This window comes from Iodidimonas nitroreducens, assembly GCA_000710935.1.
Classification (GTDB): domain Bacteria; phylum Pseudomonadota; class Alphaproteobacteria; order Sphingomonadales; family Rhodothalassiaceae; genus Iodidimonas; species Iodidimonas nitroreducens.
In genome coordinates this window covers 205,203-221,987 of the sequence record BAYV01000109.1, presented here as the reverse complement: position 1 = coordinate 221,987, position 16,785 = coordinate 205,203, and the positions used below count along the sequence as shown (strand labels likewise).

General features: G+C 59.9%; 17 protein-coding genes and 1 tRNA gene. 9 read left to right on the top strand and 9 right to left on the bottom strand.

Features of this window, described 5'->3' with window-relative positions; genetic code table 11:
- Nucleotides 1–50: 50 nt before the first annotated feature.
- The 3 genes from rpe to htpX all read right to left on the bottom strand — a co-directional run bounded on the left by rpe (nucleotide 51) and on the right by htpX (nucleotide 3,311).
- Nucleotides 51–716 (bottom strand): ribulose-phosphate 3-epimerase, encoded by a 666-nt coding sequence (gene rpe, locus AQ1_RS14060; RefSeq protein ID WP_042088333.1) that lies wholly within the window; start codon nucleotides 714–716, stop codon nucleotides 51–53.
- Nucleotides 717–860: 144 nt separating this feature from the next.
- Nucleotides 861–2,225 carry an RsmB/NOP family class I SAM-dependent RNA methyltransferase gene (locus AQ1_RS14055; RefSeq protein ID WP_042088331.1) on the bottom strand — a complete coding sequence of 455 codons (1,365 nt, stop codon included), beginning with the start codon at nucleotides 2,223–2,225 and terminating at the stop codon, nucleotides 861–863.
- Nucleotides 2,226–2,306: 81 nt separating this feature from the next.
- Complete coding sequence (gene htpX, locus AQ1_RS14050) at nucleotides 2,307–3,311, bottom strand: zinc metalloprotease HtpX (RefSeq protein WP_042088328.1); 1,005 nt, start codon at nucleotides 3,309–3,311, stop codon at nucleotides 2,307–2,309.
- A 146-nt stretch (nucleotides 3,312–3,457) separates the two neighbouring features.
- Between htpX and AQ1_RS14045 the strand changes: the two genes are divergently transcribed.
- Nucleotides 3,458–3,628: a DUF1674 domain-containing protein gene (locus AQ1_RS14045; RefSeq protein ID WP_150006651.1), complete on the top strand. Its 171-nt coding sequence runs from the start codon at nucleotides 3,458–3,460 to the stop codon at nucleotides 3,626–3,628.
- Between the two features lie 42 nt (nucleotides 3,629–3,670).
- Here AQ1_RS14045 and AQ1_RS14040 read toward each other — a convergent pair whose 3' ends face one another.
- From AQ1_RS14040 to hemC, 6 genes are all read right to left on the bottom strand, one after another.
- Nucleotides 3,671–4,504 (bottom strand): ABC transporter substrate-binding protein, encoded by an 834-nt coding sequence (locus AQ1_RS14040; RefSeq protein WP_161760636.1) that lies wholly within the window; start codon nucleotides 4,502–4,504, stop codon nucleotides 3,671–3,673.
- 149 nt (nucleotides 4,505–4,653) lie between these two features.
- Nucleotides 4,654–4,729, bottom strand: a tRNA-Thr gene (locus AQ1_RS14035).
- A gap of 81 nt (nucleotides 4,730–4,810) precedes the next feature.
- On the bottom strand, nucleotides 4,811–6,184 hold the full coding sequence (locus AQ1_RS14030; protein WP_462687154.1) for a heme biosynthesis HemY N-terminal domain-containing protein: 1,374 nt from the start codon (nucleotides 6,182–6,184) through the stop codon (nucleotides 4,811–4,813).
- A 58-nt stretch (nucleotides 6,185–6,242) separates the two neighbouring features.
- Nucleotides 6,243–7,502, bottom strand: coding sequence for a COG4223 family protein (locus AQ1_RS15595; RefSeq protein WP_042088319.1), 1,260 nt, complete (start codon nucleotides 7,500–7,502; stop codon nucleotides 6,243–6,245).
- A gap of 18 nt (nucleotides 7,503–7,520) precedes the next feature.
- A complete protein-coding gene (locus tag AQ1_RS14020) occupies nucleotides 7,521–8,312 on the bottom strand; it encodes a uroporphyrinogen-III synthase (protein WP_052371316.1) in 792 nt (263 codons plus the stop codon).
- A 5-nt stretch (nucleotides 8,313–8,317) separates the two neighbouring features.
- A complete protein-coding gene (hemC, locus tag AQ1_RS14015; RefSeq protein ID WP_042088316.1) occupies nucleotides 8,318–9,286 on the bottom strand; it encodes a hydroxymethylbilane synthase in 969 nt (322 codons plus the stop codon).
- Between the two features lie 90 nt (nucleotides 9,287–9,376).
- Here hemC and tsaD point away from each other — a divergent pair, with 90 nt between their 5' ends.
- The 8 genes from tsaD to AQ1_RS13975 all read left to right on the top strand — a co-directional run bounded on the left by tsaD (nucleotide 9,377) and on the right by AQ1_RS13975 (nucleotide 16,751).
- Nucleotides 9,377–10,483: a tRNA (adenosine(37)-N6)-threonylcarbamoyltransferase complex transferase subunit TsaD gene (gene tsaD / locus AQ1_RS14010; RefSeq protein ID WP_042088314.1), complete on the top strand. Its 1,107-nt coding sequence runs from the start codon at nucleotides 9,377–9,379 to the stop codon at nucleotides 10,481–10,483.
- Nucleotides 10,484–10,544: 61 nt separating this feature from the next.
- The gene (locus AQ1_RS14005; RefSeq protein WP_042088490.1) at nucleotides 10,545–11,546 is read left to right on the top strand and encodes an NAD(P)H-dependent glycerol-3-phosphate dehydrogenase; all 1,002 of its coding nucleotides are present in this window, start codon (nucleotides 10,545–10,547) and stop codon (nucleotides 11,544–11,546) included.
- A 4-nt stretch (nucleotides 11,547–11,550) separates the two neighbouring features.
- Nucleotides 11,551–11,847 carry a YciI family protein gene (locus AQ1_RS14000; protein ID WP_042088487.1) on the top strand — a complete coding sequence of 99 codons (297 nt, stop codon included), beginning with the start codon at nucleotides 11,551–11,553 and terminating at the stop codon, nucleotides 11,845–11,847.
- 166 nt (nucleotides 11,848–12,013) lie between these two features.
- Nucleotides 12,014–13,486 carry a siroheme synthase CysG gene (gene cysG / locus AQ1_RS13995; RefSeq protein ID WP_081837357.1) on the top strand — a complete coding sequence of 491 codons (1,473 nt, stop codon included), beginning with the start codon at nucleotides 12,014–12,016 and terminating at the stop codon, nucleotides 13,484–13,486.
- 11 nt (nucleotides 13,487–13,497) lie between these two features.
- Nucleotides 13,498–13,827 carry a DUF2849 domain-containing protein gene (locus AQ1_RS13990; protein ID WP_042088313.1) on the top strand — a complete coding sequence of 110 codons (330 nt, stop codon included), beginning with the start codon at nucleotides 13,498–13,500 and terminating at the stop codon, nucleotides 13,825–13,827.
- 29 nt (nucleotides 13,828–13,856) lie between these two features.
- A complete protein-coding gene (locus tag AQ1_RS13985) occupies nucleotides 13,857–15,512 on the top strand; it encodes a nitrite/sulfite reductase (RefSeq protein ID WP_042088311.1) in 1,656 nt (551 codons plus the stop codon).
- On the top strand, nucleotides 15,499–16,020 hold the full coding sequence (locus AQ1_RS13980; RefSeq protein ID WP_042088309.1) for a DUF934 domain-containing protein: 522 nt from the start codon (nucleotides 15,499–15,501) through the stop codon (nucleotides 16,018–16,020). Before AQ1_RS13985 ends, AQ1_RS13980 begins: the two co-directional genes overlap by 14 nt.
- Entirely contained in the window at nucleotides 16,017–16,751 is a 735-nt protein-coding gene (locus AQ1_RS13975) for a phosphoadenylyl-sulfate reductase (RefSeq protein ID WP_042088307.1), read from the top strand. The genes AQ1_RS13980 and AQ1_RS13975 overlap by 4 nt, the downstream gene beginning before the upstream one ends.
- The last annotated feature ends 34 nt before the right edge of the window (nucleotides 16,752–16,785 follow it).

Genomic DNA, 16,785 nt, shown 5'->3' with positions numbered 1-16,785 from the left:
TCCATCATGAAAGCCCATAATCCGCGTTCATCGCAAATCCCGATCCCGGCTCAGATATGCGCCCGCAATGCGGCAAGATTATCACGATACGCCGCCGCCCCGCCCTCGAAACTCGCGGTGCCCGCCACCAGAATATTGGCCCCGGCCTGTCGCGCCAGAGGGGCCGTGCTCCGGGTGATGCCGCCATCCACTTCCAGATCAATGACCCGCCCGCTGGCATCGATCATGCGCCGGATCTCGGCGATCTTGTCAATCTGGCTATCGAGAAAGGATTGGCCGCCAAATCCGGGGTTCACCGTCATCACCAAAATCAGATCCACCAGATCCATCACATGGGCAATCGCCGATATTGGCGTTGCGGGATTAAGGGACACCCCCGCCCGCTTGCCCAAAGCGCGGATGCTTTGCAGGCTGCGATGCAGATGCGGCCCGGCTTCGGGATGGATGGTGATGATATCGGCCCCGGCCAGCGCAAAGGCTTCCAGAAAAGGATCGGCGGGGCTGATCATCAGATGCACATCGAACGGCTTCTGGCTATGGGGGCGCAAGGCTTTCACGATGGCCGGGCCAATGGTGATATTGGGCACGAAATGGCCATCCATCACATCGATATGGATATAATCGGCCCCGGCTTCATCGATGGCGCGCACTTCTTCCCCCAAACGGGCGAAATCGGCAGACAGGATGGACGGGGCAATCTGAATATCGGTGTTCATAGTCTGCTCGTTATCAGTTTATTAAACTTTGCTCAATCCTTCTAGAGCATTTTCCGATCAAAGTGGATCGGATCAAATACTCTAAATATTTGTTTGATCCCGATTTCCTGGCCGCGTCATGATTCCACTCCGCTCGAAATCGCTCTATGGACCTGTCTTTTGCAGGCGGGCAATGAAAAAACCATCCATGCCGCCACGCGCCCCCCAATGATCGGGCCGGGTGCGCACTTCCCCCGCATCGTTGATCGCCTGAGAAAGGCCGGGCAGATCTTCCGCCCGGATCGGCAGCCTGCGAAAATCGCCATGGCGGGTGAGAAAATCGCGCGCCTGATCTTCGCCTTCTTCGGGCTCCAAAGAACACACGCAATAAAGGATCACCCCATCGGGGGCGAGGATGGATGCCACATGATCAAGAATGCGCTTTTGCAGATCCACCAGCTTATGAATATCCGCCGGGCCCTTCAGCCAGCCGATATCGGGATGGCGGCGCAGGGTGCCGGTGGAGGAACAGGGCGCATCCAAAAGCACGGCTGCGGGCGGATGATCGGGGATAAAGCTTGTGGCATCGGCCACGGCAATCTCGGCCGCAAGGCCGGTGCGCGCCAGATTTTGCCGCAACAAGCCAAGCCGCCGGGCGGATCGATCAATCGCCAGAAGATCGGCGGGCTTGGCGCCTGCCGCCGCGCGGGCCGCCAATTGCAGGGTTTTCCCACCCGGTGCAGCACATAAATCAATAGCAGGGCCGGGGGGCAAAAGCCGGGCGGGCAGGGATGCCGCCACATCCTGCACCCAGAAACGCCCGGCATCAAAGCCCGGCAGGCCGGTGACATCGGTGCTCTGTGCCAATCTGATGCTGGCAAAAGACTGTGCATCCTCATCGGCCATCAGCGCGATCGGGGTGGCGGCATGACCGGCATCCCCCCATTCCGCGCATAAAGCCGGGCCATCGGCGGGATTGCGCAGGCTGAGATCAAGGGGGGGTTCGGCCACCAGAATACGGGCCATGGCAGCAAGGGCTGCATCGCCATAAGCCTGCCGCCAGCGATAAGCCAGCCAGGGCGGCAGAACAAGGGCGGGATCAGCTTCAAGCCGCGCCAGAATATCAGGGCGTTCGCGCGCCACCCTGCGCAAAAGCGCATTCACCACCGGCTTCATGCCGCGATCCGCCCGGTGTTTTGATCCGCCGATCAAGGCGACGCTGCAATCCACCGCCGCATGATCGGCCACATCCATGAACAAAAGCTGAGCCAGACCGGCGCGCAAAACCAGATCGGCATAGCGGCATTTTTCGGGCACCCCTTCGGTTAGAAAATCATCGAGAAGATGATCGATGAAACCAAGATAACGCAGGGTGCGGGTGGCGATCATCCGGGCGAATGCGCGATCAAGGCCACCCATCGGCCATGTTTTCAATGCCGCATCAACCGCAAGATCAAGGGTTTGACGGCGGTTCAATACATGATCGAGAATGGCGAGCGCCAATCGGCGCGGAGCGAGGCTGTCTTGCATGGCGGCGGACTATGATGGAAAGCCGCACCGATTGCCAGCCTCGATTTCAAGCCTCGATTTCAAGCCTCAATCACAACAGCCTCAATCGCGTGGCCCCGATGAGGGCACGCTGGAGCGCCGGATGCGGCGAGGCTGTTTTTCCCTTTGCGCCGGTTCGGGGCGGCTGATGGGTACCGAAGTTTTGACCGGGCCCGCAGATACCGGTGCCGTGCGAGGCCGGGACTTTTGCGCGGCGGATGGAGGCAAGCCCACCGACCCCGCCATCGCCTCAAGGGCGGCAATGCGATTTTGGGCGGCCGGATGGGTGGAAAACAGGCTGTCCATCTTTTCGCCCGACAAAGGATTGATGATAAACAGATGCGCCGTAGCGGGATTGGATTCAGCGGCGCCATTGCGAATTTGCCGCGCCCCTTGCTGCAATTTATTCAAGGCACTGGCCAAAGCCAAGGGCTTGCCCGATATTCCAGCCCCGCCCCGATCAGCAGCATATTCACGGGTGCGGCTGATCGCCATTTGCACCAGCATGGCGGCCATGGGGGCAAAGATCATCAATAAAATCACCCCCGCAAAACCCAAAGGCTGATCGCGATTGCCACCAAAAAACAGGGCAAAATTGGCCAGCATCGAAATCGCCCCGGCCACCACTGCGGTCAGGGTCATGATCAGGGTATCGCGATGCTTGATATGGGCCAGTTCATGGGCCATCACGCCTTCGATTTCATCTTCATCAAGCAGGCGCAAAAGCCCGGTGGTGGCGGCCACAGCGGCATGATCGGGATCGCGCCCGGTGGCAAAGGCATTGGGCTGATCCTGATCCACCAGATAGATTTTGGGCATTGGCAGATCGGCCCGCCGCGCCAGATGCGAAACGATCCGATAAAGTTGGGGGGCTTCTTGGGCGCTAACCGGGCGGGCCCCCTGCATTTTCAGCACCAGCTGATCGGAATTCCAATAAGCAAAGCCATTCAAACCAATGGCCAGTAAAAGCGCCATGATCATGCCGCCGGTACCGCCGAGCAAAAAGCCCACGGCCAGAAAAAGCCCGGTCATGGCTGCCAGCAATAGGCCGGTTCTAAAGATGTTCATCGCGCAGCAAACCCCTTCTCAAATGATCGAAATCAGGAAAAAACTGGTATCCGATGATCCCGATCCCTATGTGGGGAGAGAGCGATCGGGGATCAATATCCACCGATCATCCCACCCATCGACATCTGATCCGGAGCCGCGCCCCCATGTCTGATCAAAAGACCCAAAGCCCAAGCGAAATCCCCGATGAAACCCATGATCCTGAGCAAAAGCCGAGGCAAAATCAGAAGCTGCAACCGGAAAAGGGCGGCCCCAAAGGCCCCGAGCCGACGCGCTTTGGCGATTGGGAAAAAAATGGGATCGCCAGCGATTTCTGAAATATGGAATTTTTGGTTTGTGGAACGCCGGAAACAGTCTGATCAATCTGCGCGATCTGCTTTTTCCCGCAGGGCGATGAGTTCATCCATCACATCGATGGCCCGGGCGCCGAATTGATCGGCCAGATCATGATCGAGCCGGATCAGCTTGGCGCGGGGCACCTCATAGCGCTCGGCAAAAGCCTTGATCTGCGCCCGCTTGAACCGTGCGGGCGAGCCATTGAACAGAACCCGATCCACACCCAGAATAAGGCTTTCCGGTTCTATGATCACGGCATCATCAGCGGATTGAAACTGATCTGGGGCCCCCACCAGTTCAAACCGCGCCAGAGCCATCAGGGAACCGGCATAGCTTTGTTTGGCAATGGTTTTATAGGGATTATCCTGATCCAGATAAAGCACCCGGCGCAGGGACTTTGCGCGCATGGCCATTTTCACCCGCGCCTGCGCCGCTTCGAACCGGCGGGCCAGGCTATCCGCCGCCGTGGGCACCTGAAAGACCCCGCCAAGCAGGGTATAAAGATCGAGATTATCCTGCACCATCTGCACATCCACCGCCAAAAGCGGCAAGTCGGCGGCAGCCAGTGCATCAATCACAGGCTGGGGGGTTGCAGATAAATGCACCAGAATATGGGTGGGGTTGAGATCGGCAATTTTCCTGAGATCAAGATCATCGATTTCACCCACCTTGGAAATGGCCACCAGACCATCCATGCTTTTGGCGCAATCTCCGGTACAGCCAACCAGTTTTTCGCCCAAATCAAGAGCAAATAAAAGATCGGTCAAGCCCGATGACAAAGACACGATTCGCGCCGCTCCCTCATGGGGCGCAAAAACCTGCCCGCGCGCATCGAAATAAGATCTGGCCTCGTCCATCATGACTAATCATCAGCCCCGAATTGGTTGATCCGCATATCTGATCTGAAAAATGATAAATACAAGAGGCTCTGGTCAGCCGCACCGGATTTCATTGCCTGCCGGGCACGCTTTGTTTTTCTGGCCTATCCTGCCCATATTTCCGTCACTGGTGCCGCAAGAGGGATTCGAACCCCCGACCCCATCATTACGAATGATGTGCTCTACCAACTGAGCTATTGCGGCCCATGACAAACCCGCACCGCCCTTCAAAAGCAGCGCGCGGCGCAACATAGTGACCATAAGATGATCCCGCAAGCCCTAAGATCAATCCACCCGCTTGGGTCCGTCATCGGGCTTGTCATCACGCTGATCGCCAATACGATCAACGGCCCGCCCGGCCCCCGATGATCCATCCCATATCCTGATCGCCGAGGCCGAGGCCGAGGCCGATGGCAGGGCCATGCCATCACCGCGCACCACATGCCAGCCAAAGCGATCGAAAGCCGCACAAGACGGGCATAAAGGCAACCAGCGATCCCGGGTGAAGCCGCAATTAGCACAGCGCCAGCAGGGGCGATGGACGCCATGCTGTGCTTTTTCGCGCCACAGATGGCCATTATCCTCGTCTTCGGCACGGACCGCCAGGCTCGCCCGCAGCAGAGCAATGCGCGGATCGCCGCTTTCCAAAACCGGCTCCAGCGCCGCCATCGCACGATCCGGGCGCTCAGCCCCCATCGCTGCCGTAGCAAGGGCGAGGCGACTTTCCAGATGATCGGGCTGGCTGGCGATCAATCTTTCGATTCGCTGCAAGCGCGCAAAAGCGGTTTCAGTAGGGAAATGCGCCTGCCATTCCTTTAAAAGCAGGGGGTGAGGCTGCGCTGCCCATCCCGCCAATAAATGCTTTTCGGCCTGTTTTTTCTGATTGGCCTGACGATGAAGCCGCGCCGCCAAAGCCACCGCAGGGGGCAGCCCGGGCCGCAAGCCTGCTGCTTTCTGCGCCAATTCCAGGGCGTGGGGCTGATCATTGGCCAGATTGGCATCCACCGCCTGACAATAAAGCAGGGCGGCGCGATGCTGTGTGCTTTGGGCCTTATCATAAACACCGGCGCGGCTTGCCTTGTCCAAAGTCTCCAAAGCCTCGTCCCAATCAGCGGCCTGCACGGCAAAATCAACCAGCGTGCGCAAGGCCCAATGGCTTTTGGGCCGCAAAGCCACAGCCCGGCGGGCCAGTTCCCGGGCCTTGCCGGAATGGCCATCCGCCCGTTCTTGCAAAACCAAACCGCGCAAACCCAAAAACGCCGCCAGATCATCATCAAGCAGCGCCTGATAATGCTGGCGCACCCGATCCCCATCATCGGATAATTTGGCCGCTTCCGCCGCCATGATATGGGTCAAGGGCTGTTCGGGAAGGAGGCGCACGGCCTTGTCGCTTAAAGCACGGGCGGATTTGCCATCCCCCGATCCCAAAGCCACCATCGCCTGATTGAGCAGGCCATAGCCCTTTTCCGCCCGACGCCGGGCCCGCTTTTCTTTTGAAAAAGGCAGGTCCCGCGCCAGAAAAACCAGAAGCCGCTGCACCGCCATGCCCAAAAAAAACACCAAAATCATGGCAAAGGCCAAAACCGCCATCGAGCTATCGGCGCGATAACCAAGCCAATTGATGCCCAGTTCGCCGGGATGATCAGCAAACCAGGCCATGGCAAAAGCGGCCAAAGTGATCAGCAGCAGATAAACGATAAACCTGATCATCACCGGCTCATAATCCTTCATCCGGTGTTTCAGCCGCCGCAGATGGCCCCGGCTGATCGCGGAAATCTGCTTGGGGATCAACCGGCTGCAAAGCTGCCAGAAGCCGATCATAGGCCGCCCGCGCCGCCACAAAAGCCCGGGCATCCTCAAGCCATGAAACAACCCCCGCCTGCACAGTTTCGGGCAGCGCCGAAAGCTGGGCAACGGCCATCGCCACATCCCCCGCATCCATCGCCGCTTCAGCCCTGGAAATCAGCGCCAGCGGTCCGCCTTTTTCGGCATCCACCCGGCCCGGATCGCTTGGGCGCACCACGATCACCGAAGCCAGCGACCGCTTCAGCCACGAAAACCAGCCGCTTTGCGCTGTGTTGGCATCCGGGTCAGCGGGGCTCGGATTGCCCGGACCGGCTTCAATCTGCACCGCCCGCCGCACCAGATCCGGCACCCTTTGGGCAAAGCGCTTTTGCAGTTCCACCAAGGTGGGAAGCCCGCCATCGGCATGAGCCTTTAATTCCGACAAGGGCGCATAAAGCCCCGCCTGCGCCGCCGCCGGGCGCGCCGCAAGGGCCGCCTCGACCCCATAAAGGGCCGATTGATAGGGCTGCCCCCCCTCGATGCGGCGGCCCAATTCCAGCACTTCGGCCGCCAAAGCCAGTGAGCCGACCCCCGCCCCGCGATCCACCGCTTCAAGGCTGGTCAAGCGCGATGCCAAAGCGGCCAAGCGGCCCTCGATCAGCCGATCCGACTGGCGCAGGGCCGCCAATCCATCATTTAAAGCATCGAGCTGCGCCGTAGAGGCCCCCATCACCCCACTTTCGGATTGCGCCAAAAGCGACCTTAACCCGGCCACATCCTCTTCCAATCCCGCCAGCCGCATCAAAAGCGCACTGCTTTCCTGCGCCACAGCCTGCATCGCGCGATCAAGGCTTTCTAATTGCGTGGTTTTCTCAGACAGGGTGATTTCCAGATCGGCAAGGCGATCCGCCACATCTTCGGCCCCCATGGCATTTGGGGCCGGGCCCGTCCCCTCCGCTGGAACATCAGCCATCAAGCCCCAAGCGGCCATCTGCCGCTCAACAAAGGGGGCCGCAAAAAGGCCGCCAATGAAACAGGCCAAAAGCAAAGCGATCAGCCAGGGCAGAGCTTTCATCAGGCGGCGAAAGCCCGAACCACCCGCCCGGGGCGCATCCGCCGCATCGTGCACTTTGGCCTCGCTGAACTCCCCATCGATCACCGGGGTATCGCCATCATGTTTTTGATCAACCATAAGCCCGCCTATTTTTCCTTAAACGCCAAATGGCTGGTCGTAAAAATCCGTCAAAGCCCGCAGCAAAGACGCTTCATCCGGCTGCCGGGCGATAATCCGATGCCGCCAGACCGATTCCCCCGATGATCCTTTACCCCCATCTGCTGCCCATTCTGCGGCATGAGCCACATCATCGCTCAAACAGCCCACATCCACCCCGGCCAGAAGCGCTCGATCAAGACCGGACGCGGCCATCTGATCGAAAAACAACCGGGCACTGCGGGCAGAATACAATAAGACGAGATCGATGTCGCCCTTGGCAAAGGCCCGAACCGCCGCATCGCTCAGATCCGGCACGGGCCGGGCATCATAGATCGGCAATTGGCGGAGGGTAAAGCCATTGGCGGCAAGGCTTTGGGCCGGTTCGTCCTTCCGCACCACACCACAAGGATGCACCAGCGCCCCGGCAGCGGGCTGACACTGCTGGCTGATCATATGGGCCAGAGCCTGACCATCCCCATCAGCCGACCGCAGCTGCGAAAATCCCGCCCCCCGGGCCAGATCAGCGGTGCGTGTGCCCGTGGTGAAAACCGGAAGGGCCATGGTTTGCTGGCCGATGACCTGACAGCGCTGCAGGGCCCGCACGCCATTGCCGCTGGTAAAGATCAGGCCCTGCGCCTCGGCCAGATGATCGGCCAGGCGAGCACAGAGCCGATCATCCTCATCAGCCAGCCAATGCACCTCCATCACCGGCGCGGCGATCACCTGATGGCCCATCGCCTGCAAAGTGGCAGCCAAGACCTGCTGATCGGAAACTGGCCGTGTGAGCACAATCTTCAGACGGCTTCATCCTTTTGCTGATCATTTTGCCCGATATCGGCAATGTGGGCGAGAAAATCCTCCCCCGCCCGGGCCCGCACGCTTTTCCCCAAAGACCAGCCCAAAGCCGCAGAATCACTGGCCGGGCCCTTGATGCTGTCTTCAAAACACTGGCGGCCATCCAGCCCCAAAAGCCGACCGATCAGATGGATTTGGCCATCGCTGATCTGGGCATAAGCGGCAATCGGGGTGCGGCAATTTCCCTCTAATGCCGCGAGAAAGGCCCGCTCGGCCAAAACCGCCTGCGTCGTATCCGCATCGGCAAGGGGGGCGAGACGATCCTTCATCCGCTGATCATCCGCCCGGCTTTCCACACACACCGCCCCTTGCGCCGGGGCGGGCAAAAGCTGATCCACCGGCAGCACGGCCGTGGCTTTATCCGCAAGGCCCAAACGCTTCATCCCCGCATAAGCGAGCAGGGTGGCATCTGCCGCCCCGGCAGCCAGCTTTTTCAGCCGGGTGCCCACATTGCCGCGAAAGCTGATCACCTTGAGATCAGGGCGAAGCGCCAGAAGCTGGGCCTGCCGACGCAAGGACGCCGTGCCCACGATCGCCCCATGGGGCAGAGCATCGATCCCGCCGCCATGGGCGCTGATCAGGGCATCGCGGGGGTCTTCGCGTTTTAGAAAGGCGGTGATCGCCAGGCCTTCAGGCAGGCTGGTGGGCATATCCTTGGTGGAATGAACGGCACAATCGATCCGGCCATCGAGCAGGGCTTCTTCAAGTTCCTGCGTAAACAGGCCCTTGCCACCGATTTCCGCCAAGGGGCGATCAAGGATCGCATCGCCTTTGGTTTTGAAAACGACGATCTCCACCGCATCCGGCTGCAAAGCGGGATGGGCGGCTAAAAGCGCATCGCGAACGGCATGGGCCTGCCAAAGGGCGAGGGGGCTGCCGCGGGTGCCGATTTTAAGGCCATGTTGCACAGAGTCTGTGTAGCGTGTATCGAAAGCATCCGTCAATCCGGCGCATGTCAGCCCCGCATGCCTTCGTGCAGCTTTTAACGGTATTCTTCCATGGCCAAAGCCCCGATCATCCTTGGCATCGAAACATCCTGCGATGAAACGGCTGCCGCCCTTGTGGATGGGGAGCGGCGGATTTTATCCCATGCCCTGTGGAGCCAGATCGAGGCCCATGCCCTTTATGGCGGGGTGGTGCCCGAAATCGCCGCCCGCGCCCATGTCGATCATCTCGATCATCTGATCCGCAAGGCGCTTTTGGATGCCGAAATGAAGCTGGCCGATGTCGATGCCATTGCCGCCACCGCCGGGCCGGGGCTGATCGGCGGGGTGATGGTGGGGGTGGTGACGGCGAAAGCTTTGGCCTTTGGGGCGAATAAGCCCTTCATCGCGATCAATCATCTGGAAGGCCATGCTTTATCGCCGCGTTTGTGCGCAGACATCGCCTTTCCCTATCTTTTATTGCTGATTTCGGGCGGCCATTGCCAGCTTCTGATCGTTGATGGCGTGGGCGCTTATGAGCGTTTGGGATCGACCATTGATGATGCCGCTGGCGAAGCTTTCGATAAAACCGCGAAATTGCTGGGACTGGGCTATCCCGGCGGCCCGGCGATTGAACAGGCGGCCCTGAAGGGAGAGGTCACCCTGAAGGGAGAGATTGGCCGCTTTTCCCTGCCCCGCCCCCTGACCGATCAGCCGGGCTGCAATTTCAGCTTTTCCGGCCTGAAAACCGCCATCCGCCGCTGTGCCGAGCGGCTGGAAAGCGAACAGGGTGGCCTTTATGAGCGCGATATCAACGATCTGGCCGCCGCCACTCAGGCCGCCATCGGCGATTGCCTGATCAATCGCACCGATCATGCCATCAGCCGCTATCTCGACAGCCGTGGGCCCAAAGCCCCGACTTTAGTGGTGGCGGGCGGGGTGGCCGCCAATGCCACCCTTAGATCGCGCCTTGAAACGCTGGCCCAAGGGCGCGGCCTTTCCTTTATGGCCCCGCCGCCATGGCTGTGTACCGATAATGGTGCGATGATCGCATGGGCCGGGCTGGAACGATTTTTATTGGGGCAAAATGATGGGCTGGCCGCCCCCGCCCGCCCGCGCTGGCCGCTGGATGAAACCGCGCCCCCCCTTTATGGCACCGGACAAAAAGGTGCAAAGGCCTGATCATGCTCATCGAATTCTTGCTTATGTGGCACTTTTCCGCCACCGTTCGGGGATGATTGACATGGGCCATAAATCGCTGGTGGGCATTGTGGGCGGCGGCGCCTGGGGCACGGCTTTGGGCTGCCTGATGGCGAAAAAAGGCCAATCCGTGCTTTTATGGGCACGCAATGAAGCGGTGATCGCGGATATCAACCAGCATCAGCGCAATCGCCTGTATCTGCCCGATATCCCCCTTGATCGCGCCTTGCGCGCCACATCACGGCTTGAGGATCTGACGCGGGCCGAGGTGCTTTTGCTGGTATGCCCGGCGCAATATCTGCGCGCCACCGCCAGCGCCCTTAGCCCCTTTATCAGCGCCGGGGTGCCGCTGGTGATCTGCGCCAAGGGGATCGAGCGTGAAAGCGGCGCCCTGATGAGCACGGTTCTGGCCGAGCTTTTGCCCCACAATCCGGTGGCGGTTTTATCGGGGCCGAATTTTGCCGCCGAAGTGGCCCGGGGCCTGCCCGCCGCCGCCACCCTTGCCACCGCCGATGAAAGCCTGGGCCACAGATTGGTGTCGATCATCGGCGGCCCCGCCTTTCGCCCCTATTATTCCCCCGATATCATTGGCGCCCAGATTGGCGGTGCGGTGAAAAATGTGCTGGCCATTGCCTGTGGCATGGTGGCCGGGCTGCAACTGGGCGAAAATGCCCGGGCGGCGCTGATCACCCGGGGGCTGGCGGAAATGAGCCGCTTTGGCATGGCTTTGGGGGCAAGGCAGGAAACCATGACCGGCCTATCGGGCATGGGCGATCTGATCCTCACCTGCATGTCGGGCCAATCGCGCAATATGTCATTGGGGATGGCTTTGGGGGAAGGCCGCAAGATGGCCGATATCTTGAAGGAAAGGCGCAGCGTGGCCGAAGGGGCGGCCAGCGCCGATGTGGTGCAGATGCTGGCCGCCAAAGCCGGGGTGGATATGCCCATCGTCGATGCTGTTGTGGATATTTTGCATGATCGCGCCCAGGCCGCAAATGTGGTGCAAAATCTTTTGAACCGTCCGTTCAGACATGAAGGAATATGAAGCCATGCTGTTTGTGATTCTGGCCACCGACAAAGACAATGGCAGCGCCATCAGGGCTACCACCCGCGCCGCCCATCTGAGCTATCTGGAAGGCGCGGGCGAGCGGCTGAAGCTGGCAGGCCCCTTGCGCGATGATGCCGACAAGCCCATCGGATCGATGATCGTGATCGATGCCGCTTCCCAAACCGCCGCCCGGCTTTTTGCCGAAAATGATCCCTATGCCAAGGCCGGGCTTTTCCAGCAGGTGCAGATCACCCCCTTTGTGGCGGTGACCGGACGCTGGGCAAAATTTGAAGGCTGAGGCCCGCACGGCGCCCTCATCAATATTTTCTAGGCATCAGGGCAAGATTTCATCGTTTGCCGTGATGGCCATAAATCCATAGCTGTCATCCCATGAATGGGTGTTTGTTGCCTCAGCTTTGATGACTGATCGGCCCAAACTCCACAGGTCTTTTTAGAAAGCCGGGATGATGGAAAGTCTGCCAATCTTTTTCAGAATGGCTGATCGTCAGGTGCTACTGGTGGGGGATGGTGAACCCGCCCGCGCCAAATTGCGCCTGCTTTTGAAAACCCCCGCCAAAATCAAATGGGTCTTAAGCGACCCCGAACTCGCCGATGCAGCACGGGCGGATTTTGCCGGAACCCCATCGCTGGTCATTTCGGTCATCGGCGCGGGCCGGATCACGGCAGGCGATCTGGAAGGCATGTCATTAATCTATGGCGCTTATGGCGAAGCCGGGCCGGATCAGCATCTGGCCGCTTTGGCGCGCCGGGCGGGTATCCCCATCAATATCGTGGATCGCCCCGATCTGTGCGATTTCACCACCCCCGCCATTGTGGATCGCAGCCCCTTGCTGGTGGCGATTTCCACCGGCGGCGCAGCACCTGTTTTCGGCCGCCGTCTGCGCGCCATGATCGAGCGGCTTTTGCCGCAGGGCATTGGCCATCTGGTGGGCCGCGCTGGCGCCTTTCGCGGGCGGCTGGCGGAAATTTTACCCAGCCAAGGGGCGCGGCGGCGTTTTTGGGATCGGCTTTTTGACAGCACGAACCCCCAGCATCTGGTGGGATTGGATGAACCGGCCTTTACCCGCCATCTGGAAGATCTGGCCCATGAGGCCATGAGCGAGCAGAAGCGCGGCCATGTGCAGCTTGTGGGGGCTGGCCCCGGCGATCCCGAGCTTTTGACCCTGAAGGCCCAGCGCGCCCTGCAACAGGCCGATGTCATTTTATATGATCATCTGGTGAGCCCTGCGGTGCTTGATTTTGCAAGGCGCGATGCTGAATTCATCGCCGTGGGCAAGCGCCGGGGGGATCATGGCAAAGGCCAGCCCCATATCCATGATCTGATGGTGCGCCATGCCCGCGCCGGCCGCCATGTGGTGCGCCTCAAAAGCGGCGATCCGCTGATTTTTGGCCGGGCTGGCGAGGAAATCGCCGCCCTCAGGGCCCTTGATATCGAAGTGGAGCTGGTACCCGGCATCACCGCCCTTTCGGGCAGTGCGGCAACCGCCCAGATCCCCCTCACCCATCGCGATCATGCCTCGGCCATCACCCTTGTCACCGGGCAGGTGCGCGCGGGTTCATCCCTTGATTGGCGGGCGCTGGCTGGCCCGGATCGCACATTAGCGATTTATATGGGGCTCAATACCGCCCCCAATATCACGGCGGCACTTCTGGCGGATGGCATCGCCCCGCAGCTTCCGGTGGCGGTGATCGAAAATGGCACCCGCCCGGATGAACGCCGCTTTTACGGCCCCTTGCGCGATCTGCCCGATCTGGTAACCCGCCATGCCATCAAAAGCCCGGCACTGATCCTGATCGGCGCGGTTGTCCCGCTGGCCCGGGATTGGTCGCAAAACCGGTCAGCTTCATCATCGCCCGAATTTCATGATCCGGTGGCTGCAGCCTTGTCTGTGGCAACCCTTGCCCTTGCTGGTTGAAGGATAATTTTATGGCCGATTTGAAACCCGCTTCATCGCAGATGATTTCCGCCAATGATCTGTGGACCGGTCAGGTGGTCTTTCTCACCCGCGCGGCAAGCTGGACCACCGATCCCGCCCGCGCCGCACTGAGCGAAAGCGCCGAAGACAGCGAAGCCTTGCTCGGCCTGGCGGCACAATCCAATGCCCGGGCCGAAGTGGAACTGGTGCATCTGATCGCCGCCAGCCTGCGCGATGACGGCACGCCCTGGCCCAGCCGCAATCGCGAGGATATCCGCGCCCTGGGGCCCACGGTTCGCCGCGATCTTGGCTATCAGGCCGAAGTCCGACCCACGCTCTAGACCCGTCAGATTTTTCAGGACCAAAGTTTATGTATCGCTATGACGATTATGATCAGACCCTGGTGAACCAGCGCATCGCCGATTTCCGCGATGCCGTGGCGCGCCGCCTGTCTGGCCATTTGAGCGAGGAAGAATTCAAGCTGATCCGCCAGATGAACGGTGTTTATCTGCAATTACACGCTTATATGCTGCGCGTGGCCATTCCTTATGGCTCGCTCGATAGCCGCCAGATGCACAAGCTGGCGCATATTGCCCGCATTTATGACAAGGGCTATGGCCATTTCACCACGCGGCAGAATATCCAGTATAATTGGCCATCCTTGCGCGAAATGCCCGATCTGCTTCAGGAACTGGCAGCCGTGCAGATGCACGCCATTCAAACATCGGGCAATCTGATCCGCAATGTGACCGCCGATCAATATGCCGGGGCCACTGCCGAAGAGGTGGATGACCCCCGCCCCTATGCCGAATTGATCCGGCAATGGTCGACCTTGCACCCGGAATTTTCCTTTTTGCCGCGCAAGTTCAAAATTGCGGTCACCGCCTCGGCAACGGATCGCACAGCGGTGAAATTTCACGATATCGGCCTTATTTTGCACGATGATCCCGAGCAGGGCCGGGGCTTTGAGGTGATCGTGGGGGGCGGCATGGGGCGCACGCCTTTCGTTGGCCCCAGCCTGCGCGATCATCTGCCCGAAGCCCAGATTCTCACCTATCTGGAAGCGGTTTTGCGGACCTATAATGAACTGGGGCGGCGCGATAATGCCTATAAGGCACGGATCAAGATTCTGGTTCATGAATTGGGCGCTGAAGCCTTCCGCACTTTGGTCGAGGACGAATTCGCCAAGCTTTTGCCCCAGGCCGATGATCTGCCCCAGGCCGAGCTTTTACGCATCCGCGAGCGCTTCATCGTGCCGGAGCTTGATGCCCTGCCGGCCCGCGATCCGGGCTTTGACGCGGCTTATGAGAAAGACGAGGACTTCCGCCAATGGGTGAAGGTGAACAGCGCCCCGCACAAGGTAGCGGGCTATATCATCGCCAATATCTCTCTCAAGCCCTATGGCGGGATTCCCGGGGATATTTCCGCCGATCAGATGGATCTGGTCGCCGATCTGGCAGAGCGCTATGGCCATGATGAAATCCGCGCCACCCATGCCCAGAATCTGGTGCTGCCGCATGTGAAACTGCGCGATCTTTACGACATCTGGCAGGCGCTGAGCGTGGCGGGCCTTGGCACCGCCAATCTGGATCGGGCGAGCGACATCATCGCCTGCCCCGGCCTTGATTATTGTGTGCTGGCCAATGCCCGTTCGATCCCCATTGCGCAGGAAATCTCGAAGCGCTTTGCCGCCAAGGGCCGCGAGGATCTGGTTGGCGAATTGAAGATCAAGATTTCCGGCTGCATCAATGCCTGCGGGCATCATCATGCCGGGCATATCGGGATTTTGGGCGTCGATCGCAAAGGCGAGGAAATGTATCAGCTCACTTTGGGCGGTTCGGGCGATGAACAGGCCTCCATCGGCCAGATCACCGGGCGTGGTTTTGATGAGGCGGGCATTGTCGATGCCGTTGATACGGTGGTCGAAACCTATCTTGGCCATCGCGAGGATCACGAGACTTTTCTGGAAACCTATCGCCGGCTGGGCCCGGCACCCTTCAAGGAGGCGCTTTATGGAACGGCTTGATCTTCGGAAATTGACCGGGGCGCATCTCAAACCCTATCGCAGCATCGATGATGAGGCCCCCCTGCCCGATGAAGGCGGAGTGTTGGTGAGCCTTGCCCGGCTGAAAAGGGATCGCGCGGCGCTGGCGGCCCGCAAAAGCCCCTATGGGCTTCTGGTGAATGGCGATGAAAAAGCCGCCCATCTCGCTCCCCATCTCGAAGATTTGGCGGTGATCGCCATCAATTTTGGCAAGTTCAGCGATGGTCGTGGCTTTTCCCTTGCCCATCGTTTGCGCGAGGATCATGGCTTTTCCGGCGAAATCCGGGCCACCGGGGCGCTGATCGCCGATCATGCCGAATTTCTGCTGCGTTCGGGGGTGAGTTCGGTGGAATTGGCCGATCCCATCATCACTGCGCAGTTCATCAAGCGGCTGAAGCTTTATTCCGTATGGTATCAAGATGCCCATGATGCGCGCCCCACGGCTTTGGAACTGCGCCATGGGCGGACAAGAAAAAGGCTGGCTTCATGAGTTTCCTTGATCCCGATCTGTCCGGCCCTTGGGCGGCGGTGCTGGCGGATCGCTATGCCCGCGCCGATAGCGTGAGCCTGCTCAGGGCGATGATTTTAGATGTTTTTCCGGGCCGTATCACGCTGGTTTCCTCTTTTGGGGCCGAATCCGCCGTGCTGTTGCATATGGTATCGCGGATCGATCCCGATCTGCCGGTGGTTTTCATCGATACCGGCAAGCTTTTTGGCGAAACCAAACGCTATCGCGATCAGTTGACCCGGCATCTGGGGCTGCGCAATCTTCAGATCATCACCCCCGATCCGGCGCGGCTGAAGGCGCAGGACCCCGATGGCATGCTGTTTTCCCGGAAACCGGATGCCTGCTGCTTCTGGCGCAAGGTCGAGCCCTTGGAGCGCGCTTTGGCAGGCTATGGTGCGTGGATTTCCGGCCGCAAGCAATTTCATGGCGGGGCGCGCGCCGATCTGCAGCGTTTTGAAGCGGTGGATAAACGCATCAAGATCAGCCCCCTTGCGGGATGGACGCGCGATCAAATCGCCGCCTATTTCACAGCCCATGATCTGCCCCCCCATCCTTTGGAGGGAGAAGGTTATCTTTCCATCGGCTGCATGCCCTGCACCGCGCGGGCAGAGTCTGGCGCTTCGGTCCGCTCGGGCCGCTGGCAGGGGCTGGATAAAACCGAATGCGGGATCCATTTATCCCTTTCAGAAGCGCGAAAGCGGGCCAATCTTTGATTGGGGCTTGACGACAGGCGATGAGGGGCACATC